The sequence below is a fragment of the Streptomyces platensis genome, assembly GCF_008704855.1.
Classification (GTDB): Bacteria; Actinomycetota; Actinomycetes; order Streptomycetales; family Streptomycetaceae; genus Streptomyces; species Streptomyces platensis.
Genome location: NZ_CP023691.1, coordinates 8,326,692 through 8,349,735 on the forward strand (window position 1 = coordinate 8,326,692; position 23,044 = coordinate 8,349,735).

At 72.0% G+C, this 23,044-nt stretch carries 14 protein-coding genes and 1 pseudogene; 13 read left to right on the top strand and 2 right to left on the bottom strand.

The features are described from left to right. The first annotated feature begins 41 nt into the window (after nt 1–41). Nucleotides 42–917, top strand: coding sequence for an alpha/beta fold hydrolase (locus CP981_RS36840; protein WP_085927200.1), 876 nt, complete (start codon nt 42–44; stop codon nt 915–917). A 194-nt stretch (nt 918–1,111) separates the two neighbouring features. Then, nucleotides 1,112–1,387: a hypothetical protein gene (locus CP981_RS36845; protein ID WP_085927190.1), complete on the top strand. Its 276-nt coding sequence runs from the start codon at nt 1,112–1,114 to the stop codon at nt 1,385–1,387. Nucleotides 1,388–1,530: 143 nt separating this feature from the next. Here the strand turns inward: CP981_RS36845 and CP981_RS36850 are convergent. Then, a pseudogene (locus CP981_RS36850) lies at nt 1,531–1,866 on the bottom strand (PepSY domain-containing protein); the annotation flags it as partial. Between the two features lie 297 nt (nt 1,867–2,163). On the opposite strand from CP981_RS36850, the gene CP981_RS36855 reads away from it, so the two are divergent. The 11 genes from CP981_RS36855 to CP981_RS36905 all read left to right on the top strand — a co-directional run bounded on the left by CP981_RS36855 (nt 2,164) and on the right by CP981_RS36905 (nt 22,147). Beyond that, entirely contained in the window at nt 2,164–3,252 is a 1,089-nt protein-coding gene (locus CP981_RS36855) for a chitinase (protein WP_425282198.1), read from the top strand. 503 nt (nt 3,253–3,755) lie between these two features. Next, nucleotides 3,756–8,384, top strand: a complete 4,629-nt coding sequence (locus CP981_RS36860; RefSeq protein WP_085927191.1) for a beta strand repeat-containing protein — start codon at nt 3,756–3,758, stop codon at nt 8,382–8,384. Next, nucleotides 8,381–13,396, top strand: coding sequence for a beta strand repeat-containing protein (locus tag CP981_RS36865; RefSeq protein WP_167536190.1), 5,016 nt, complete (start codon nt 8,381–8,383; stop codon nt 13,394–13,396). Before CP981_RS36860 ends, CP981_RS36865 begins: the two co-directional genes overlap by 4 nt. A gap of 265 nt (nt 13,397–13,661) precedes the next feature. Continuing rightward, the gene (locus CP981_RS36870; RefSeq protein ID WP_085926416.1) at nt 13,662–14,816 is read left to right on the top strand and encodes an NAD(P)/FAD-dependent oxidoreductase; all 1,155 of its coding nucleotides are present in this window, start codon (nt 13,662–13,664) and stop codon (nt 14,814–14,816) included. A gap of 26 nt (nt 14,817–14,842) precedes the next feature. Further along, entirely contained in the window at nt 14,843–15,157 is a 315-nt protein-coding gene (locus CP981_RS36875) for a (2Fe-2S)-binding protein (protein ID WP_085926415.1), read from the top strand. Continuing rightward, nucleotides 15,138–16,601, top strand: coding sequence for an FAD/NAD(P)-dependent oxidoreductase (locus CP981_RS36880; protein ID WP_085926414.1), 1,464 nt, complete (start codon nt 15,138–15,140; stop codon nt 16,599–16,601). Before CP981_RS36875 ends, CP981_RS36880 begins: the two co-directional genes overlap by 20 nt. A gap of 72 nt (nt 16,602–16,673) precedes the next feature. Beyond that, nucleotides 16,674–17,582: a dihydrodipicolinate synthase family protein gene (locus CP981_RS36885; RefSeq protein ID WP_085926413.1), complete on the top strand. Its 909-nt coding sequence runs from the start codon at nt 16,674–16,676 to the stop codon at nt 17,580–17,582. Nucleotides 17,583–17,651: 69 nt separating this feature from the next. After that, nucleotides 17,652–18,656, top strand: coding sequence for a proline racemase family protein (locus tag CP981_RS36890; RefSeq protein ID WP_085926428.1), 1,005 nt, complete (start codon nt 17,652–17,654; stop codon nt 18,654–18,656). Beyond that, nucleotides 18,653–20,035: an aldehyde dehydrogenase family protein gene (locus tag CP981_RS36895; RefSeq protein WP_085926412.1), complete on the top strand. Its 1,383-nt coding sequence runs from the start codon at nt 18,653–18,655 to the stop codon at nt 20,033–20,035. Before CP981_RS36890 ends, CP981_RS36895 begins: the two co-directional genes overlap by 4 nt. Before the next feature lie 47 nt (nt 20,036–20,082). Further along, nucleotides 20,083–20,769, top strand: coding sequence for a GntR family transcriptional regulator (locus tag CP981_RS36900; protein WP_085926411.1), 687 nt, complete (start codon nt 20,083–20,085; stop codon nt 20,767–20,769). Between the two features lie 112 nt (nt 20,770–20,881). Continuing rightward, entirely contained in the window at nt 20,882–22,147 is a 1,266-nt protein-coding gene (locus tag CP981_RS36905; protein WP_085926410.1) for an alpha/beta fold hydrolase, read from the top strand. Nucleotides 22,148–22,191: 44 nt separating this feature from the next. Here CP981_RS36905 and CP981_RS36910 read toward each other — a convergent pair whose 3' ends face one another. Further along, nucleotides 22,192–22,749: a hypothetical protein gene (locus CP981_RS36910; RefSeq protein WP_085926409.1), complete on the bottom strand. Its 558-nt coding sequence runs from the start codon at nt 22,747–22,749 to the stop codon at nt 22,192–22,194. Nucleotides 22,750–23,044 lie beyond the last annotated feature (295 nt).

The window sequence follows — 23,044 nt, forward strand, 5'->3', positions numbered from 1 at the left end:
CGGGTGGACGCCTCGGCGGCAAGAAAGTGAGTGAGAACAAGATGCAACCGACCTTCGTACTGGTCCATGGAGCCTTCGCGAACTCCTTCTCCTTCGCGCCGCTCCAGGCCGAACTGGGCCTCCTCGGACACCGTTCGGTCGCCGTCGACCTGCCCGGCCACGGATTCGGGGCAACCTACTCGCGTGCCTATCAGGCGCCGCAGGATCCCGAAGGGCTCGCCACCACGCCCGGCTCGATCAAGGGCGTGACGCTCGCCGACAACGTCGCGCACCTGATCGGGATACTGGAACGGGCCAAGGGCAACGGGCCGGTGATCCTCGTCTCCCACAGCCGCGGCGGCATCACGGCGACCGCAGCGGCCAACGCCCGGCCGGACCTGATCGACCGCCTCGTCTATGTCTCTTCCTGGTGCCCGGTCGATCTCGACGTCAACGACTACTACGCCGAGCCGGAGATGGCCACGGTCGACGCCGCTTCCATGGCGATGGCGCTGGCCGGGAACCCGGCCGAACTCGGCCTGCTGCGCGTCAACTTCCGCACCGCGGACCCGGCCGCCCTCGCGGCACTCAAGGCGGCCCTCCTCGCCGACGGCACCGACGAGGAGTTCCTGACCTTCCTGAACACCTTCCAGCCCGACGAGAACCTGGACACCGGCACCTCCGCCGACCGGGCACAGGCCGCGAGCTGGGGCCGTATCCCGAAGACCTTCGTGCGTCTGGCCGATGACACGAGCCTGCCGCTCGCCCTACAGGACCGGCTGATCCGCGAGGGCGACGCGCTGACGCCGGACAATCCGTACGACGTCCACACCCTGGAGGGCAGCCACCTGAAGTGGCTGATCGACCCGGCACCGGCGGCCCGCGTCCTGGGCGAACTCGCCGAACCCTGGTGCGCCGGGGACGAGCGCCGGGCGTGACCCACGCGTCCCTCGGGTGGTAGCAGCTGATCCGGCCCGGAGCAGGTCGGCCCCGGGCCGGGTGCCCGCGGCCGACCTGCGAGGATGCACGGCGAGTCGGGTGACGACGCGGCACGGTGGCGGCTGGGTGGCGTTTGTTGCCGGGGGCGTGGTGCGGTTTGCGAGGCGGGTGTGGCGCGGGGCACCCTTGCGGCATGTCATACGTACGGCTTGAGGCCTGGATCGGTGGAGAGTGGCTGGAGGTCGACTCGGTGAGCGTCACCGTGATGGACTCCGCGCTGACCCTCTCCTTTGAGCATCAGCGGACCGAGTCCGGGTACCGGAGCCTGATCTGGGAGCCCCTGGAGAAATTCCTCAAGGAGTACGGTGACGAGCCGCTCGTCGTCGTACCGCTGGGCCGAAACCTGCCGGTGATGTTCGGCCCCGGCGCGGCGGGCCCGTTCCGGCTGGCGGAGATGCGAGACGCGTGACCTGGCCTTACGGCCCGTTACGGCACGGTGACGCCGAGGCCGCCACCAGTTCCCCCGCCAGGCCGTCGGAGGTCACCCGACGGTTGCCGTGCGGCCAGGGCCGTCAGTCCGCAGTGGTGACGGGCACGCGGCGACGGCTGGTAGCCCCAGAGGATCAGGAAGATCAGGCCGGCCGCGGCCCACAGGCCGACCGCACCGTGCCAGGACAGGGTCCGGCGGCGGCCGGTGGCGGTGCGGTCCGGCAGTGCGAGCGTCCGCAGCTTGCGGTTCCGGCGCTTACGGCCGATCCACAGCGCCACTCCGCCCCCGGCGACCACCCACAGCCAGCTGGCGGCCAGTTCGCTGTAGAGCCGGCCGGTCTCGCCGAGGTGCAGGTCGCGGTGGAGGGCGTCGAGCCAGGTGCGCAGGGGCAGCGCACCCGTGGAGCCGTACGTGTCCAGAGCCCCTCTGACGTTCCCGGTGTAGGGGTCGACGAAGACGAGTTCCCGCGGGTGATGTGAGCTGCCCCATACGGGAGGCTGCCGGGCCCGCACCCACTCTCCGGGATGTCGGCACCGGATGGCACGATGGCGGCCATGACAAACGGGCCGACCTTACCTGCTGACGTGCTGATGTCGCGCGTGCTGTGTGGGCTGCTGCGCCGGGTCCTTCCCTCCCGCACACACCGCCCGAAATCCCCGGATCCAGGCCGTGGCAGACGGAGTCTTCCGCCTGTCCCGCCCCCGTACTCCAGGTCCGAGCAGCACTGCCCACCCCCCACCGTTGGAGGCAGCCCGATGATGACGCACCCCGCAGACGCGCACGCTTCCCGGCGGAGCCGCAAGCGGAAGCCGACCGCCCTCGCGGCGGTGACGGCCGTGACGGCGGCCTCCCTGCTGGCCGGCTGCTCGTCCGAGGAACCGGCGAAGCCCAAGCGCCCGGACCCGGTAACACCTTCCCCACACTCCCCGCCGCCGAGCAGCGCCGCCCCCACGCCGAAGACCGGCGGGTTCTCGCCATATGTGGACACCTCGCTCAAGCCCTCCTTCGACCTGGTCAAGGGAGCCGAGGAGACCGGTGTGAAGGAGTACAACCTGGCGTTCGTCTCGCCGGGCGGCGGCTGTGTGCCCAAGTGGGGCGGCAGGCAGGCGCTCGCCGCCAACCCCGTGGCACGCCAGGCGGACGCACTGCGTGCACAGGGCGGCGATGTACGGATCTCCTTCGGCGGACAGAGCGGCAATGAACTGGCCAGGGTCTGCGGCTCGGTGGACAAGCTGGTGAACGCGTACCGCAAGGTCATCGACGCCTACCACCTGACCAAGGCCGACTTCGATATCGAGGGCCCGGCGCTGACCGACACCAAGGCCAACGACCTGCGCGCGCAGGCCATCGCCCGGCTTCAGCAAAACACGAAACTGGACGTCTCCGTCACCCTCCCGGTGCTCCCCTCCGGCCTCAACCGGCACGCCGTCGCGGTGCTGAAGAGCGCCAAGAAGAACGGTGCCCGGATCTCCACCGTGAACATCATGGCCATGGACTACGGCACGTACTACGACGGCGACATGGGCACCTACGCCACCGCTGCCGCCACCGCCACCCAGAAGCAGATCAAGGGGGCGCTGGGCATCCGGGACGAGGCCACGGCGTGGAAGAGCGTCGGGGTCACCCCGATGATCGGTGTGAACGACGTCAAGGGCGAGGTCTTCCGGCCCGACGACGCGGCCGAGCTCAAGAAGTTCGCCGACGAGAAGGGGCTCGGCCGGCTGTCGATGTGGTCGGTCACCCGCGACAAGCCCTGCCCGGGAGGCGCCAACCTCAAGGCGGTGGCGACCTGTTCGAGCCTGGGGAAGAAGACGAACGAGTTCGTGCGCGCCTTCACGGGCTGAGCCGCGAGAGGGGCCAGGGGCGGGCCGGGCACCGCGTACCGGGGGGACATGCCGGGGACGGCTCACCGCGGTGCACCGGTGACCGGGTTCCGCTCGCCCGATCGGGTGAGCTCGGTCCCGCTGTGTTGTCTGCGCCTCACCGGGATGGGTTACTGAATCCGTCCGATTCCGGTGGGCCGCCCATCCTTTCCGGGGGAGTGGAAGGCGCCCTGCCTGTTTCGGAGCACCGGTGTGACGACGGTGCCGTTCGAGCGCTCCTCCGTTGGGGATGTGCAGGACCGGCCATGTCGGCGCGCGTACGCGGGCGTCTCATGGTGCGGCGAGCCCGCAAGTTGGCCTGGAGCCGTCATGCCTGCTGCCCGCGCTGTGTGCCCCGCCCGCGTCATCGCCCTCCCCTGGGTGGCCCCACCGGGCCGGTATGTTCCCTCCCGCCAACTGCCCTATGAACAAAGCACCGTTGACCCGGACGCCGGGGACACGGAGACATTGGCGGTGACACCGTCATGCTGACTCCGGAACGCCCCTGCGGGCTCGCCCTGGTCACCGACCGCGACGGGAACTACCTCGCGGTCATCGACCCGCTGTCCCACCGGGTCGTCCCCACCCTCAGCGCGCCGGCCCCACACATGGCGCGGTGCGATGCCGGCGGCCCGGTCGTCTGTACCGTGGCCGACGGCACCGATCCGGCGGCGCCGAGGGACAGCGCCACCCTTCTGGGCGCCCTCTCCGCGCTGCACAACACATCGGTCCACGGGGCGAGTTGGGGGCGCTTCGCTGCCGCGGCCGACCCCGGCCTGATGGCAGCGCGCAACCAGTTCTCCGGTGTCTTCCCCGACCAGGGCTCCACCGGCGGCGGCACCCTGGTGACCATCATCGGGCGCAACTTCGCCCACGCCACGGCCGTGACCTTCGGATTGCGCCCGGCGGCGAGTTTCACCGTCCTCGACGACGAGACCATCGTCGCGGTGACTCCCTCGGGGCAGGGAGCGGTCCCCGTCACCGTCACCATCCCCGGCGGATCCGCCCGGGTCGGCTACTTCTTCTACCTCACCTGGCCCGGCCTGGGGGCCATCGTCCCCGCCTCGGGGCCGATCGGCGGGGGCAACACTGTCGTCCTCACCGGTGCCGGCCTGCGCACCGCGCTCCTGGTCCATTTCGGCGGCGCCGTCGCCTTCCCCACGGCGCTCTCCGACCGGCAGGTCGTTGTCACCGTTCCTCCGGCCGCGGGCCCCGGCACCGTCCCGGTGTACGTCACCACCCTCGGCGGGGTGAGCAATCGACTGCTCTACACCTACGCGGCGGTGGCGCATGTCACCGGTGTCTCCCCGGACACCGGGCCGATCGCGGGCAGCACCACCGTCGTGCTGACCGGCAGCGGCCTCGCCCGCGTCACCGGGGTCACCATCGGCGGCACCCCCGTACGGTCCTTCCGTGCGTACTCCGACAACGTGCTCGTCCTGGTGACACCCGAGGGCGTTCCCGGACCCGCCGACATCGTCGTCACCACGCCCGGGGGCAGGGTCACCTTCCCCGGCGCCTTCGACTACAAGGCGCCGTCGGCGATGACCGTCACCTCCACGCCGGATCCCTCCCTCGTCGGTCAGGCGGTGGCCTTCACTGCTGAAGTGGAGGGCGTCCCGTCCACGACGGGGACACCGTCCGGCACCGTCACCTTCGACTTCGGTGACGGCACGGCGCAGGTGACGGCGCCCCTGACGGGCGGCACGGCCACGGTTGAGCACGCCTACACCTTTCCGTCTGTCACCCCCTACGCCGTCACCGTCAACTACAGCGGCGACCTCTCCTTCCTGCCCGTCACCGGGACGGACACCCAGGCCGTCGAGGCGGCGTCGACCACCACCACGGTGACGTCCGGGCCCGACCCCTCCCTGGCGGGCCAGCCGGTCACCTTCGTCGCACGGGTCGCTCCCACGCCCCCGGGAGCCGGGGCGCCGACGGGCACGGTGACCTTCGACTTCGGTGACGGCACCGCACCCGTCACCGTGCCGATGGACGGCGGCTCCGCGACCGCGCTCCACTCCTACACGGACGCCGCCGAACTGCCCTACCCGGTCACCGCCACCTACAGCGGCGACAACAACTTCACGTCCTCCACGGGCACGGACAGCCAGACCGTGCAGCAGGCGGCCACGACCACCGCGGTGGACCTGACGCCCGACCCGTCCGTGGCCGGGCAGCCGGTGACCGTATCCGCCACGGTCACCGCCGTCCCGCCCGGAGCCGCCGTCCCGACCGGCACGGTCACCTTCGACTTCGGCGACGGCACCCCGACGGTCGACGTACCGCTCACCGCCGGCACCGCCGCGACCAGCCATGCCTTCGCCGGTACGGCGGGCAGCCCCTACCCGGTCACCGCGACCTACCAGGGCGACGGGAACCTCGAACCCTCCACGGGGACCGGTACCCAGTCGGTGGGAGCGAGCGCGTCCTCCACGGCGGTGGTCTCGGCGCCGGATCCGTCGACGGTGGGGGAGCCGGTGACGTTCAGTGCGACGGTCACCGCGTTCGCGCCCGGCGCCGGCACTCCGACCGGGACGGTCACCTTCGACTTCGGTGACGGCAGCACGCCGGTCAGCACACCGCTCACGGCCGGCACCGCCACCACCGGCCACGTCTACACCGCCGCGGCGGCCAACCCCTATACGGTCACCGCCACCTACGACGGGGACGCGGATTTCACGACGTCGGTCGGGACCGACACCCAGAGCGTCCAGCCGGCCGGCACCGCCCTCGCCGTGGTGTCCGCGCCGGACCCGTCGACGGTCGGGGAGTTGGTGACGTTCAGTGCGACGGTCACCGCGCTCGCGCCCGGCGCCGGCACTCCGACCGGGACGGTCACCTTCGACTTCGGCGACGGCACCCCGCCCGGCACCGCGTTCCTCACCGCCGGCACCGCCGAGATCACCCACGCCTACGCCGACGCGGCCGACCTGCCGTACCCGGTCACCGCCACCTACAACGGTGACGCGGACTTCACCACCTCCCTCGGCACCGACACCCAGACCGTCCAGCCGGCCGACACCACCACCGCTGTGGCCTCCGTCCCCGACCCGTCCACGGTGGGGCAGTTGACGACCTTCGTCGCGCAGATCTCCCCCGAGGCCCCGGCGGCCGGCGCGCCCACGGGAACCGTGACCTTCGAGTTCGGCGACGGCAGCCCGCCCGTCACGGCACCCGTCGAGGGCGGCACGGCGACGGTCACCCACGCCAATCCGGAGGTGGCGCAGAGCCCGTACACGGTCGCCGCGACCTACAGCGGTGACGACAACTTCAACCCCTCCGCGGGGGCGGACAGTCAGGCGGTCGCCAAAGCGGTGCCCACGACGACGGTGACGACCTCGCCGGAGCCGTCGGTCACCGGCCAGCCGGTCACTTTCACCGCGACCGTCGCGGCCGCCCCGCCGGCCGCGGGCACTCCGACCGGGACGGTCACCTTCGACTTCGGCGACGGCAGCGCACCCGTCACCGCACCCCTCACGGACGGCACTGCCGCCCTCACCCACGCCTACACCACCGCGCCCCTCAACCCGTTCACGGTCACCGTCACCTACAGCGGGGACACCAACTTCACCGATTCCGTCGGGATCAATACGCACAGCGTCGAGCAGGCCTCGACCACCACCACGGTCACCGCCGAACCCGACCCGTCCGTGACGGGGGAGTCGGTGACCGTCACCGTGACGCCCACCGCGCCCGCCTCGGGCACCCCGACCGGGCCGGTCACTTTCGACTTCGGCGACGGGACCCCGGTCCTCACCGCCCAGTTGGTGGACGGCACGGTGACCGTCACCCACCCGTACACCAGCGTGTCCGGCAGCCCGTACACGATCACCGCGGTCTACCTCGGGGATGCCAACTACGCCGCGTCCGAGGACACCATCGTCCATGCCGTCGACCCGGCCGAGACCGTCACCACGGTGACCTCCTCGCGGGTTCCCTCGGCGGTCGGCGAGAGCGTGTCGCTGATCGCGCGGGTGATTCCGGTGCCGCCGGGCGCCGGTGCACCGACCGGCACGGTCACCTTCGACTTCGGTGACGGCACCACGCCCGCCACCGCGACGGTCTCCCACGGCGTGGCCATGGTGTCGCACACCTACACCAGCACCGCCGGCAGTCCCTACACCGTCACCGCGACCTACAGCGGGGACGCCGACTTCGCCACCTCCACCGGGACGATCGCCCAGGGCGTCGAGACCAGTGTCTCGGGCACCTCGACGACGGTGAACTCCACGCCGGACCCGTCCGTCGTCGGCCAGGCGGTGACCGTCACCGCGACCGTCGCGGCCGTGCCGCCCGCCTCGGGCACCCCGACCGGCACGGTGACCTTCGACTTCGGCGACGGCGCCCCGACCGTGACGGTCCCGCTCACCGGCGATACGGCGACGGCCACCCACACCTTCACCGCGGCCGCCGATCCCAGCACGATCACCGCGGTCTACGGCGGTGACGGGAATTTCGCGGGCTCGGCCGGCTTCGACACCCAGACCGTCGTCCAGGCCACCACGTCGACGACCGTGGTGTCCGCCCCCGACCCGTCCGTGACCGGCCAGGACGTCACCTTCACCGCGACCGTCACCTCGACGGACGCGGGCGCCGGCACCCCGACCGGGACGGTGACCTTCGACTTCGGTGACGGCACCCCGACCGTCCGGGCACCCCTCACCGACGGCACGGCGACCGCCGTACACGCCTACCCCCACACCTCCGGCAGCCCGTATCAGGTCACCGCCACCTACAGCGGTGCGGCGAGCTTCACCCCGTCCACGGACAGCGACACCCAGACCGTGAACCCGGGGACGGTGTCCGTCGCCGTCTTCTCGTCGGAGGACCCCTCCGCGGTCGGCCAGCCGGTGACCCTCACCGCGAAACTCACGGCGGACGCCCCGGCGGTGGGCACGCCGACCGGGACGGTGACCTTCGACTTCGGCGACGGCACCCCGACCGTCACCGCCACCGCCGTGGGCGGCACGGTGACGGTCACTCATGCGTACACCACCACGGCCGGCAGCCCGTACACGGTCTCGGCCACCTACAGCGGGGATGCGGACTTCAGCGCTGCCACGGGACCGGTTCCCAGTCGCTGTACCCGGCCGCGACCACCATGGAGGTGAGCGCCGGTCCGGAACCCGCGGTCGTGGGGCAGCCGGTGACCCTCACCGCGACGGTCGCCCCGGTCCCGCCGGGTGCCGGCACGCCGACCGGTACGGTCACTGTCGACTTCGGTGACGCCACCCCGCCCGCCACGGCCGCCCTGGTCGGCGGAGCCGTCACGCTCATGCACACCTACACCAGCAGCCTCAGCAGCCCGTACACGATCACCGCCACCTACAACAGCAGCAGCGACTTCACCGGCTCGGTGGCCACGGACACCCAGACGGTCCTGCCGGACGCGACGACCACCACGGTGACCTCCGCACCGGCCCCGTCCGTCGTCGGCCGGCCGGTCACCTTCACCGCGACCATCACTCCGGTGGAACCGGGCGCGGGCGCGCCGACCGGAACAGTGATCTTCGACTTCGGTGACGGCACGGACGCGTCCGTACAGCCGGTGGTCGCCGGGGTGGCGACGGCCGTACACGCCTACCCCAGCCCGGCCGGCAGCCCGTACACCGTCACCGCCACCTACGGCGGGGACACCGATTTCACCGCTTCCAGCGGCGCCACCACCCAGTCCGTCGGCCGGGGCGCGTCCATGACAGTGGTCACCTCGCTGCCAGAACCGGCGGTGACCGGCCAGCCGGTGACCGTCACCGCGACCCTCTCGGCCGCCGCGCCCGGGGGCGGGACCCCGACCGGCACGGTCACCTTCGACTTCGGTGACGGTACGTCACCCAGCACGGTGCCGGTCACCTCCGGGGTTGCCACGACGACACACACCTGGGCCGGTACCTCCGGCAGCCCGTACACCGTCACGGCCGACTACAGCGGGGACGCCGACTTCACCCCGTCCACCGGTACCGGTACGCAGACCATTGCCCCGGCCGCGACCACGACCACCGTCAGCGCAGTGCCGGTGCCCTCGGTGACCGGCCGGCCGGTGGACCTCACCGCGACGGTCTCCGCCGTCGCACCGGGAGCCGGCACCCCGACCGGCACCGTCACCTTCGACTTCGGTGACGGCACCACACCCACCACCGCACCCCTGACGGACGGCACCGCCACCCTCACCCACGCCTGGGACGATACGTCCGGCAGCCCCTACACCGTCACGGTCAACTACAGCGGGGACGCCGACTTCAGCCCCTCCACCGGTACCGGCACGCAGACCGTCGGCCCGGCCGCGACCACGACCACCGTCAGCGGACTGCCGGAGCCCTCGGTCACCGGCCAGCCGGTGACGTTCCTCGCGAGGGTGCTGTCCGACAGCATGGGGGGCGCGGCGCCCACGGGGATGGTCACCTTCGACTTCGGTGATGGCACCACACCGGTCACCGTCGCCGCAGCGGGTGGCGTGGCGAGCGCCGCGCACACGTACACGAGCGCCACGGGCAGCTCCTACACGGTCCGCGCCACCTACAACGGCGACGACCGGTTCACCGCCTCCGTGGGGACCGAAACCCACATCGTGCAGCCGTCGTTGTCGGCGACGGTGGTCAGCTCGTCGCCGGATCCCGCAGTGGTGGGCCAGTCGGTGGACATCACCGCGACGGTCTCCGCGGCCGCGCCGGGGGCCGGTACGCCCACCGGTACGGTCACCTTCGACTTCGGTGACGGCACGCCGTCCGTCACCGCACCCGTGACGGACGGCACCGCCACCGTCACCCACGCCTGGGCGAGCACCTCCGGCAGCCCCTACGCCCTCACGGCCGGCTACAGCGGCGACGCCGACTTCAGCCCCTCCACGGCAACCGGCGTGCAGACCGTCGCCCAGGCCGCGACCACCACCGCCGTGGCTTCCTCGCCCGATCCCTCGGTGACGGGCCGGCCGGTGGACATCACCGCGACGGTCTCCGCGGACGCGCCGGGGGCCGGAACCCCGACCGGCACGGTCACCTTCGACTTCGGCGACGGCACCCCCTCCGTCACCGCCACGGTCACCGCGGGCGTGGCCACCGTGCACCACACCTGGACCAGTACCTCCGGCAGCCCGTACACCGTCACGGCCGAATACAGCGGGGACATCGACTTCGGCCCCTCCACCGGCACCGACAGCCAGATCGTCGGCCAGGCCTCCGCCGCCCTGTCCCTGTTCTCCTCCCCGGATCCGTCGGTGGCCGGACAGGAGGTCACCTTCACCGCCCTGGTGTCCGTGGTTCCCCCGGGCGCGGGCACCCCCACCGGGACCGTCACCTTCGATTTCGGCGACGGCACGGCGCCCGTCACCGCACCGGTCAGCTCCGATGCGGCAACCGTGACGCACGGCTACGCGAATTCGACCGGCAGCCCCTACACGGTCACCGCCACCTACCACGGCGACGACGACTTCGCGCCCGTCACCACCACCGACGTCCACACGGTGGCAGTCAGCGCCGCCACCACGTTGACGACCGTGAGCTCCTCCCCGGACCCCTCGGTGACGGGCCGGCCGGTGACCTTCACCGCGACCGTGTCCCCGACCCCGCCCGGCGCCGGGGTGCCGACCGGAACGGTCACCTTCACCTTCGGCGACGGAACGGCGGCCGTCACGGCCTCGCTCTCCGGCGGGGTCGCCGGTGTCACCCATGCCTACACCACCGCGACCGGCAGTCCGTACACCGTGACCGCGCGCTACAGCGGGGACGCCAACTTCAGCTCCTCGTCCGGCACGGACAGTCAGACGGTCGATCCGGCGTCGACACTGACCACGGTGGTCACCGCGCCGGACCTGTCCGTGGTCGGCCAGCCGGTGACCCTTACCGCGACCGTCGCACCGGTCGCGCCGGGAGCCGGGGTGCCGACCGGCGCGGTCACCTTCGACTCCGGGGACGGCACTCCGCCCACCCTGACCTCGCTCTCCGACGGCGTCGCCCGGATCACCCACACCTATACGGCCGCGGGCGGCCCGTACACGGTGACCGCGCTCTACCAGGGGAACGACAGCTTCTCCTCGTCGAGCGGGAGCGATACCCAGACGGTGGGCAGGTCCGCGACGACGACGGCGGTGGTGTCGTCTCCTGATCCGACTGTGGTGGGTCAGTTGACCACGGTGACGGCTTCGGTGGCCTCGGTTGCGCCGGGGGCGGGGGCGCCGTCGGGTACGGTCACGTTCCATTTCGGTGATGGCAGTCCGACGTTGACGGCGCCGGTCAGTGATGGGCTGGCGGTGGTGACGCATGCGTATGGGAGTACGGCGGGCAGTCCGTTCGCGATTACCGCGATGTATGACGGGGATGCGAACTTCTCCTCGTCGAGCGGGAGTGACACGCAGACCGTTGGCAAGGCGGCCACCACCACGGCGGTGGTGTCGTCTCCTGATCCGACTGTGGTGGGTCAGTTGACCACGGTGACGGCTTCGGTGGCTTCGGTTGCGCCGGGGGCGGGGGCGCCGTCGGGTACGGTCACGTTCCATTTCGGTGATGGCAGTCCGACGTTGACGGCGCCGGTCAGTGATGGGCTGGCGGTGGTGACGCATGCGTATGGGAGTACGGCGGGCAGTCCGTTCGCGATTACCGCGATGTATGACGGGGATGCGAACTTCTCCTCGTCGAGCGGGAGTGACACGCAGACCGTTGGCAAGGCGGCCACCACCACGGCGGTGGTGTCCTCGCCCGATCCCACGGTCGTCGGACAGTCCACCACCCTCACGGCCTCCGTCGCCTCCGCGGTCCCCGGGGCCGCCGCCCCCACCGGTACGGTCGCCTTCAGTTTCGGCGACGGCACCCCCTCGACCACCACCACCCTCTCCGACGGCATCGCGACCGTCGCGCACACCTACACCACCACGAGCGGCAGCCCCTTCCCCCTCACGGCGACCTACAACGGGGACGCCGGCTTCACCTCGTCAAGTGCCGGTGACTCTCAGACGGTGGGGAGGGCGGCGACGACGACGGCGGTGGTTTCTTCGCCGGATCCGTCGGTGGCGGGGCAGGCGGTGACGCTTACCGCGACGGTGTCGGCGGTGGCGCCGGGGGCCGGTACGCCTACGGGTACGGTCACCTTCAGTTTCGGCGATGGCACCAGCGCCGGCACCGCGACTCTCTCCGGCGGCACCGCGACCGTGACGCATACGTTCACGGGGGCCGCCGGCAGCCCGTACAACGTCACGGCGACCTACAACGGGGACACCAACTTCACGTCATCGAGCGGCAGTGGCTCGCAGACGGTGGGGAGGGCGGCGACGACGACGGCGGTGGTTTCTTCGCCGGATCCGTCGGTGGCGGGGCAGGCGGTGACGCTTACCGCGACGGTGTCGGCGGTGGCGCCGGGGGCCGGTACGCCTACGGGTACGGTCACCTTCAGTTTCGGTGACGGCACCAGCGCCGGCACCGCGTCCCTCTCCGGCGGCACCGCGACCGTCACTCACACCTACGCCACCAGGTCCGGCAGCCCCTTCCCCATCACGGCCACTTACAACGGAGACGCCAACTTCACGGCCTCCACCGGCAATGACACCCAGACGCTCACCAAGAACGCGTCCACCACCACGGTGACCTCCACTCCCGACCCCTCGGTGTCCGGCGGGACGGTGACCGTCCGGGCGACGGTCTCCGCCGCGGCCGGTACGCCGACCGGCACGGTCACCTTCAGTTTCGGTGACGGCACCAGCACCGCCACCGCGCCCCTCTCCGGCGGAGTCGCCACCGTCACCCACCCCTACTCGACCACCACCGGGAGCCCGTTCACCCTCACGGCCACCTACGGCGGGGACGCCAGCTTCAACGGCTCCACCGGCACCGACACCCAGACCGTCACCCGGGCCACCACCTCCACCACCGTGATCTCCACGCCCAACCCCGCCACGACGGGTGACCGGGTCACGGTCACCGCGACCGTGGTTCCCGTCGCCCCCGCAACGGGCACGCCCACCGGAACCGTCACCCTCGCCATCACGGGGCGCAGCCCCCAGACCGTGCCTCTCGTCAACGGCACGGCCAGCGTGTCATTCAATCCCCTGTCGAGGGGGACCCACTTGGTCATCGGCAACTACAACGGCGACGTCAGCTTCGCGCCGTCCTCCGGGACCACTCTCCAGACGGTGAACTGACGGAGCGGTGCCCCCGGCTCCCGTGAGCGGAGCCGGGGCACCGCTGTGTTCCGGCCGCCTCGGGGAAGCGCCAGGCGGCCTCCCGCGGCTCTCCCGCCGCGATCCGCGGCAGCGGCGCCTCGGTCCGGTTGGCGCGTCCGTTACTTACCCGCGCCCGGGGAGTGGTGAAGAATCCGGACGCGACGACGGGCTTCGGCGCGGGGGAGTGGCGACCGGATCACGCGGCACCCTTGGCAGCGTCAGTGCAATGTGAAATATTACTGACGTGCTCTTGAGAAGAAGCCCGGATGTCATCGTCGTCGGAGCGGGCGTGGTCGGCGCGGCCTGTGCCTACTACGCGGCCCGCGCCGGCCTCTCCGTCACCGTGCTCGACCGCGGCCCCGTCGCGGGCGGCACCACGGGCGCCGGTGAGGGCAACCTCCTGGTCTCCGACAAGGAGCCCGGCCCCGAACTCGATCTCGCGCTGCTGTCCACCGGGTTGTGGCAGGAGCTGGCCGAACTGCTCCCGCCGCAGATCGAGTACGAGCCCAAGGGCGGCCTCGTGGTCGCCGCCGACGAGAGCGGGATGCGGGCCCTGCGCGACTTCGCGGCCGGACAGCGCACGGCCGGTGTGCGGGCGGACGAGATCCCCGCGGACCGGTTGCGGGAGCTGGAACCGCATCTGACTCCCGGCCTGGCAGGGGGCTTTCACTATCCGCAGGACGCTCAGGTGATGCCGGCCCTGGCCGCCGCCCATCTGCTGCGCGCGGGCGGTGAGCGGGTGTGCCTGCGGCTGGGTGAGGAAGTCACCGGCCTGCTGACCACGGCGGACGGAGCGGTGCGGGGGGTGCGTACGGCCGCCGGCGAGGTGTCCGCCCCGTACGTGGTCAATGCGGCCGGCACCTGGGGCGGCGAGTTCGCGCGGCTCGCGGGCGTCGCACTCCCGGTGCTGCCGCGCCGCGGCTTCGTGCTCGTCACGGAACCGCTGCCGCGGGTGGTGCGGCGCAAGGTGTACGCGGCCGACTATGTGGCCGACGTCGCCAGTGGCTCGGCGGCGCTCCAGACCTCGGCGGTGGTCGAGGGCACCGCGGCCGGGCCCGTCCTGATCGGCGCCAGCCGGGAACGGGTCGGCTTCGACCGGACGCTGTCGACCGAGGTGCTGCGCCGCCTGGCGGCCCAGGCCACCGCACTCTTCCCGGTCCTCGCCGGGGTCCGCGCGATGCGGACGTATGTGGGGTTCCGCCCGTACCTGCCCGACCATCTGCCGGCCATCGGCCCCGATCCGCGGGTGCCCGGTCTGCTGCACGCCTGCGGTCACGAAGGCGCGGGGATCGGCCTCGCCCCGGCCACCGGGCTGCTCATCGCGCGGTCCCTGAGCGGGGGCGAACCGCCCCTGGACCCAGGCCCGTTCCACCCCGCCCGTTTCGAAGCCGCTGTCTGACCCGTCCCTACGAGAGGAGGCCCGCAGTGGCCCGTACCCCCGCCGCACTGGCAGGGGCGAACCCCGGCGCGTCGTTCGAGATCACCATGGACGGCCGTCCGGTCCCCGCCCTGCCCGGCCAGTCCGTCGCCGCGGCCCTGTGGTCCGCCGGCATCCTCGCCTGGCGCACCACTCGCACCACCGGCCGCCCGCGGGGAGCCTTCTGCGGCATCGGGCAGTGCTACGACTGCCTCGCCACCATCAACGGGGAGCCCAACCGCCGGGCCTGTCTGGTGCCCGCAAGCCCCGGCGACGCGATCACCACCCAGGAGGGACACGGCCATGCCCGCATCGGCGTCTGAACCGTACGACCTCGCGGTGCTCGGCGCGGGCGCCGCCGGTCTCGCCGGTGCCGTCACGGCAGCCGAACTCGGCCTGTCCGTGGCCCTGTTGGATGCCGCACCGCAGCCCGGCGGGCAGTTCTACCGGCATCCGGCACCGGCCGCCGGCGCGGCCCGGCCCGAGGCACTGCACCATGACTGGGCGGCCTTCGCCGCGCTGCGCCGGCGCCTGGAGCGGAGCGACATCCGCCATCTGTCCGGGCACCACGTCTGGGCCGTCACGAAGGAGGACGGCGACCTGTGGGCGGTGCACGCCGTCACCGGGCCCGACGGCACCGGGGAGCAATCGGTCCGGGTGCGGGCCCGTACGATCCTGCTCGCGACCGGTGCCTACGAACGCCAACTCCCCTTTCCCGGCTGGACCGTACCGGGGGTCGTGGGCGCCGGGGGAGCACAGGCCATGCTCAAGTCCGGTCTGGTGCTGCCCGGTAAGCGGATCGTTGTGGCGGGCAGCGGCCCCCTGCTGCTCGCGGTCGCCTCGTCGCTGGCCGCCGCCGGTGCGCAGGTCCCCGCCGTGATCGAGGCGTCCGGCTATCTGGGGTACGCACGACACCCCGGTGCGCTCGCCGCCAATCCGCGCAAGCTCGCCGAGGCGGCGGTCCACGGGGCCGCCCTGCTGCGGCACCGGGTCCGGCTGCGCACCCGCAGCGCGGTCACCGAGGTGCACGGCACCGACCGGGTGGCGGCCGTCACCGTCACCCGGCTCGACCGCGACTGGCGGCCCGTACGGGGGACGGGCCGGCGGATCGCCTGCGACGCCCTCGCAGTGGGACACGGCCTGGTCCCGCAGATCGAACTGGCCACCGCACTCGGCTGCGCCACCCGCCGCACCGCGGACGGGACCTCGGCCCTGGCCCTGGACGCCCTTCAGGAAACCTCCGTACGCGGGCTGTGGGCGGCGGGGGAGACCGGGGGAGTGGGCGGCGCCCCGCTCGCCCGCACGGAAGGGGAACTGGCCGGGCTCGCGGCAGCCGCCCGGCTCCACGGGCGCCCCGCCGACGAAGGGCGCGTACGGGCGCTGCGGCGTCGGCGGGACCGGATGCGTGCCTTCGCCGAGGCGATGGCCGCCAGCCACGCACCGGCGGCGGGCTGGACGGGCTGGCTGACCGACGACACGGAGGTCTGCCGCTGCGAGGAAGTGACCGCCGGAACGATCCGTGAGGCCGTCACCGGCCTCGGCGCCCGTGACGCCCGCACCGTCAAACTCCTCACCCGGGCCGGTATGGGCTGGTGCCAGGGGCGGATGTGCGGGACGGCAGCGGCGTGCCTCGCGGCAGGCGATGGGGAGGCGGAACCACCCGCCGAGCGCCGCCCGTTCGCGGTGCCCGTTCCGCTCTCCGCCCTCGCCTCGTCCGACGACTCCACCGGAAGCCGGCCGGACACCGTCCCGGCCGTCGACGACTGACCGCCGGCCGTCCCTTGTGGCGGCCACGGACGACTCAATAAAATGTCACACGCTATAGAAGGGTTCACCGGCATGACCGCCCTCACCTGGAACAGCACCCGCCCCTGGCGCGGAATCATGGTCGCCACGGCACTGCCGCTGCGCGACGATCTGTCCGTCGACCACGACGCCTATGCCCAGCACGTCCGTTGGCTGATCGAGCAGGGCTGCGACGGCGTCGTACCGAACGGCTCGCTCGGCGAATACCAGACCCTCACCGACGAGGAGCGGGCCCGTGTGGTGCGGACCGCGGTCGAAGCGGCGGGCGACGGCGCGCGGGTCATGCCCGGCGTCGCCGCTTACGGCAGCGCCGAGTCCCGGCGCTGGGCGGAGCAGGCGGGCGAGGCGGGCTGCGGCTCGGTCCTGCTGCTGCCCCCGAACGCCTACCGCGCCGACGAACGGGCCGTCCGCGCCCACTACGCCGAGGCCGCCAAGGCGGGGGTGCCGGTCGTCGCGTACAACAACCCCCTCGACACCAAGGTGGATCTGACACCCGGGCTGCTGGCCCGGCTGCACCAGGACGGCAGCATCGTCGCGGTCAAGGAATTCTCCGGCGATGTGCGCCGTGCCTACGAGATCGCCGAACTCGCCCCGGAACTCGACCTGTTGATCGGCGCGGACGATGTCCTGCTCGAACTCGCCGTGGCCGGTGCGGTCGGCTGGGTCGCGGGCTACCCCAACGCCTTCCCCGCCACCTGCGCCGCGCTCTACCACGCCGCAGTCGCCGGTGACCTGGACACCGCCCTGCCGCTCTACAAGTCCCTGCACCCGCTGCTGCGCTGGGACTCGAAGACGGAGTTCGTCCAGTGCATCAAGCTGTCCATGGACCTCGTCGGCCGCCACGGTGGCCCCGCCCGTCCGCCGCGCTCCCCGCTCACGGGGGAGATCGAGGCCGAAGTCCGGGCCGCCACCGAGAAGGCCGTGGCCACCGGACACCACTGACCGCATCCATCATCACTGACCGCATGCGTCACCACTGACCGCATCCGTGCCGCTTCGAAAGGACTCATGGTGCGTACGCGTCATGTCTTCCACGCCGTCGACTCGCACACCGAGGGCATGCCCACGCGGGTGATCACCGGTGGCGTCGGGGTGCTCCCCGGCGCCACCATGGCCGAGCGCAGACTCCACTTCATCGAGCACCTCGACCATCTCCGGACGCTCCTGATGTACGAGCCGCGCGGGCACTCCGCCATGAGCGGCGCCATCCTCCAGCCGCCCACCCGTGCCGACGCCGACTACGGCGTCCTCTACATCGAGGTCTCCGGCCTGCTGCCGATGTGCGGGCACGGCACCATCGGGGTCGCCACCGTCCTCGTCGAGTCGGGCATGGTGCCGGTGACCGAGCCGGTCACCCCGGTGCGGCTCGACACCCCGGCCGGTCTGGTCGCCGTCGACGTCCATGTGGCGGACGGGGTGGCGAAGTCGGTCACCCTCACCAATGTGCCCGCCTTCTGCGCCGGTCTGGACCGCACCGTGGAGGTCCCGGGATACGGGAGGGTCACCTACGACCTCGCCTTCGGCGGCAACTTCTACGCCTTCGTCGAACTCGACGCGCTGGGGCTGCCGTTCGACCGGGCCCGCAAGGACGATCTGCTGGCCGCCGGACTGGCCGTCATGACGGCGATCAACGCCTCGCCGGACCGGCCGGTCCACCCCGAGCAGCCGGAGATCGCCGGGGTCAAGCATGTCTACCTGGCCGCCCCCGGCTCGGACGCCCATCACTCGCGGCATGCGATGGCGATCCACCCGGGCTGGTTCGACCGCTCGCCCTGCGGCACCGGCACCTCGGCGCGGATGGCGCAGCTGCACGCCCGCGGCGAACTGCCCCTGGACCGGGACTTCGTCAACGAGTCCTTCATCGGCACCCGCTTCACCGGCCGCCTGGTCGCCGAAACCGAGGTCGGCGGACGGCCCGCCGTGGTGCCGACCGTCACCGGCCGCGCCTGGATCACCGGCACCGCCCAGTACTTCCTCGACCCGGACGACCCCTTCCCCGGAGGCTTCCTCCTGTGACCACCACCGTCTCCACCGTCACCTCCCGCAATCCGGCCGATCCATCCGATGTGCTGGTGTCGGTTCCGGCCCCCGGAGCCTTCGCCGCGGCGGATGCCGTCGAGCGGGCCCGCGCGGCCCAGCCCGGCTGGCTGGCCGGCGGTGCCGCCGCCCGCTCGGCCGCCCTGGGCGCGGTCGCCACCGCCCTGGAGGCCGCCGCGGACGAACTGGCCGCCCTCGCCGTACGCGAAGTCGGCAAATCGCTCACCGAGGCGCGCGCCGAGGTCGCCCGAAGCGTCGCGATCTGGCGCTACTACGCCCAGGCCCCCTACGAACCCCTCGGCGCCGTGCACGAAACCGCCGCCGGCCCGGGACTGCTGCTGACCCGCCGCCGTCCGTACGGGGTCGCCGGCCTCCTCACCCCCTGGAACTTCCCGTTCGCCATTCCGAGCTGGAAGGCGGCCCCGGCACTCGCCGCGGGCAACGCGGTGGTCCTCAAGCCCGCCCCCGAGGCGACGGCCTGCGCCCGGCGCCTCGCCTCCCTCATCGAGCAGGCCCTGCCGGCCGGGGTGTGCACGGTGCTGCCCGGCGGAGCGACCGAGGGCAACGCGCTCGTCTCCGTCGCCGATATCGTCTCGTTCACCGGCTCGACGACCGTCGGCCGGTCGGTCGTGCAGGCCGCCACGGCCCGGGGCGTCCCGGTCCAGGCCGAGATGGGCGGTCTGAACGCGGCCCTGGTCCTCCCGGACGCGGACATCGAGCAGGCCGCGCGCCATATCGCCGCCGCGATCGCCGGATACGCGGGCCAGAAGTGCACCGCCACCCGTCGCGTGATCGCGGTCGGACCGGCCCTCGGCCCCCTGCGGGAGGCGCTCGTGGAAGCCCTGCGTGCGCTGCCGGTCGGTGACCCGGCCGACCCCGCCACCGTGTGCGGGCCGCTCATCAACGAGCAGGCCCGCGACCGGGTCACCCGCGCCCGGGACGGCCTCTCGGTCCTCGCGGGCGGAACCGCGCCCGGCCTCCCCGGCTGGTACGCGGCCCCCACGCTGGTCGAGCAGGTGCCCCCGGGCCACCAGCTGCTGCGCGAAGAGGTCTTCGGGCCGGTCGCGGCGCTGCTGCCCGCCGACGATCTGGCCCATGCGGTCCGGATCACCAACTCGGTCCCGTACGGCCTGGTCACCTCGGTCCACTCGGCCGGTCTGGACCCGGTCCTGCACGGGCTCGACCAGCTCGACACCGGAATGATCAGAGTCAACGCCCCGTCCACCGGGGTCGACTTCCATCTGCCGTTCGGCGGCGCCAAGGAATCCGGCCACGGACCCCGGGAACAGGGCCGCGCCGCCCTGGAGTTCTACACCTCCAGCCGTACGTACACCCTCTCCACCGTGGGAACAATGTGAAATTGTATGCTGGTGATCCGCTCCGCCAGGAAGGGATCACCACCGCTATGGGGCACCTGAAGCACCGCGATCTCAACGCCACCCGGGAGCGGCTGCGCGACCAGGTCGCCCATGCCCTGCGAGCGGCCCTGATCTCCGGTGAACTGCGGCCGGGGGAGGTGTACTCGGCGCCGGTCCTGGCCGAGGACTTCGGCATCTCGGCCACCCCCGTGCGCGAGGCGATGCTCGACCTGGCGCGCGAAGGCCTGGTCGAGCCCGTCCGCAACAAGGGCTTCCGGGTCACCGAAGTCAATGAACGCGACCTCGACCAGTACACCGAGATCCGTGCCCTCATCGAGATTCCCATGATCGGCCGGATCACCCGATCTGCCGCCCGTGCGGACCTGGAGGCGCTGCGGCCGGTCGCCGAGGAGATCGTGCGCGCCGCGCGCGACCACGACCTCATCGGCTACCTGGAGGCCGACCGGCAGTTCCACCTCGACCTGCTCGGCCTCAGCGGCAATGACCGCCTCGTCGAGACCGTCGGTGACCTGCGCAAGCGCTCACGGCTCTACGGGCTCACCGCCCTGGACGAGCGAGGCGAGCTGATCCCGTCGGCCGAGGAACACCTCGAACTCCTCGACCTGATGCTGGCGGGCGAGGCGAAGGCCGCCGAGAAGTGCATGGCCAAGCACCTGGGCCATGTCCGCTCGCTCTGGGCCAGAAGCGGGACCGCGGCGAAATCCGGCACGTAGCCGGCCGGCGGCAGCGGGCGCTGTCCCACTGCGGATAGCGATGCCGCCCGCCCTGCCGCCGGTCCACGCAGTGCCACACTTCATGATGCCCCCCGGGCCGTGGAAGGGACCCATGAACCCCGCCTACACCACCGTCGACCACGTCTTCACCGTCCCCCTGGACCACTCCGCCCCCAACGGGGAACACATACAGGTCTTCGCCCGCGAGGTCGTCGACCCGGCCCGCGCGGACGAGCGGCTGCCCTGGCTGCTGTTTCTGCAAGGCGGTCCGGGCGGCAAATCCCCCCGCCCGTCGGCCGGCTCACCCGGCTGGCTGGACCACGCACTCCAGACCCACCGGGTGCTCCTGCTCGACCAGCGTGGAACCGGCCGTTCCACCCCGGTCACCGCCCGAGCCGCCGCCCGCTTCACCTCGCCCGCCCAACTCGCGGCATATCTGGGCCACTTCCGCGCCGACTCGATCGTCGCCGACGCCGAACTGATCCGCCGCCAACTCTGCCGGGACGAACCCTGGGAGACCCTCGGTCAGAGCTACGGCGGCTTCCTCACCCTCACCTACCTCTCCCGCGCCCCCGAGGGCCTGCGGGCCTGCTACGTGACCGGCGGTCTGCCCGGTCTCACCGCCACCGCCGACGAGGTCTACGCCCGCACCTACCCACGGGTGCGGGACCGCGTCCTCGACTTCTACGCCCGCTACCCGGACGACGCCCGCCGCCTCCGCCAGATCTCCGATCTCCTCACGGCCACCGAGGTCCGGCTGCCCGACGGGGACCTCCTCACCACCCGCCGACTGCGCACCCTCGGCCTCGCCCTCGGCATGGGCGACGGTTTCGAACGACTCCACTGGCTGCTCGACGAATCCCTCGACACCGACGGCGAGTTGACCGACACCTTCCTCCACCAGGTGCGCAACCTGACCGGCTTCACCGACAATCCGCTGTACGCCGTGCTGCAGGAGACGCTCTACGGGCAGGGCGCCGGCCCGACGGGCTGGGCAGCCGCCCGGGCACTCGACGGCTTCGCCGAATTCACCGAGGAGGCAGACCCCCTCCTCCTCACCGGAGAAATGATCTACCCCTGGATGTTCCGGGAGATCACCGGCCTGCGGCCTTTCGCGGACGCCGCTGACCTGCTGGCCGCACGCCCCGAATGGCCGGAGCTGTACGACCCCCGGCGCCTCGCCGCCAACCAGGTCCCGCTCGCCGCGATCGTCTACCACGACGACATGTACGTCGACGCGGAACTTTCCCTGCGCACCGCCCGCGAGGTCGGCGCCACCCGCGTCTGGGTCACCAACGAGTGGGAGCACGACGGCGTCACCACCTCCGGCGGCCGGGTACTGGCCCGCCTGATGGACCTGGCCGCGGGCCGCGCGTAGCGCCTCCCCGCCGACCTGACGCGTCATGGCCGCCGGTCGGCTCGCTACGCGCCCGGCGGCGGTCCGGCCAAGGCGTGCAGGACCGTGTTGTACCGGTCGTCGAAGTCGATGCGGGTGATGTCGTCGTAGCGGAAGGACGACGGTGTGGCGGCCCAGCGGGCTCTCGGGTTGACCTCGAGCAGCTTGAGCCGTTTCTTTCCCGTGCGTACTGGTGCGCCGATGTACACCGCGCCGGGGTTCAGGTCCTCTTCGAAGACGGATATCAGGTGGTAGTGCCTGTTCACCGACTCCACCAGGGACCGGACGTCCGTCAGCGAGAGTTCACCACGCGGCTCCGGGGGCGGCCAGGGGCCGTGCCGCTGTAGCCAGCGCACCGTCAGATCGTGGGAGCCCCGGCGTCGGACCTGCACGATGTCGCGGGTTCGGAGCGCCACGAAACCGTCCAGGGCGAGGCGGCCGCACTCCGCGATCAGCGTCCATGCGGGGGTCACCTCGATCACGAAACCCTCGAGCTCGTCACTGTCCGGAAGGGCGCGCACGAGACGCGTGAACTGATGCTTCTCGGCGGCCTCTTGCAGCTGCCGTCGGATCTCCTTGGCCATGGCGCCCATGTTCCTCGCCGTAGGCGCCCGGCACCATTCGTTTTGTTCCCGAAGGTGCCGTGCACGACCCCAACAGAGCCTCCTGTAGACGCCGTTGGTGACCAGGGCGAAACCGGATGCTCAGATCTGGCTGAGACTTCCCCTGCACAGGGCCGGCGTTTCGTATGCTCGCGGTACCGGACCACTTCGAACGGAGGACCGATGAAAGCCACCCTCAATCGGCTGGCCTCCCGTGCCACGTCTTTCCTGTTGCACGGGCGCCGGCCGCGACTCGACCACCCCGACTCGCACCTGG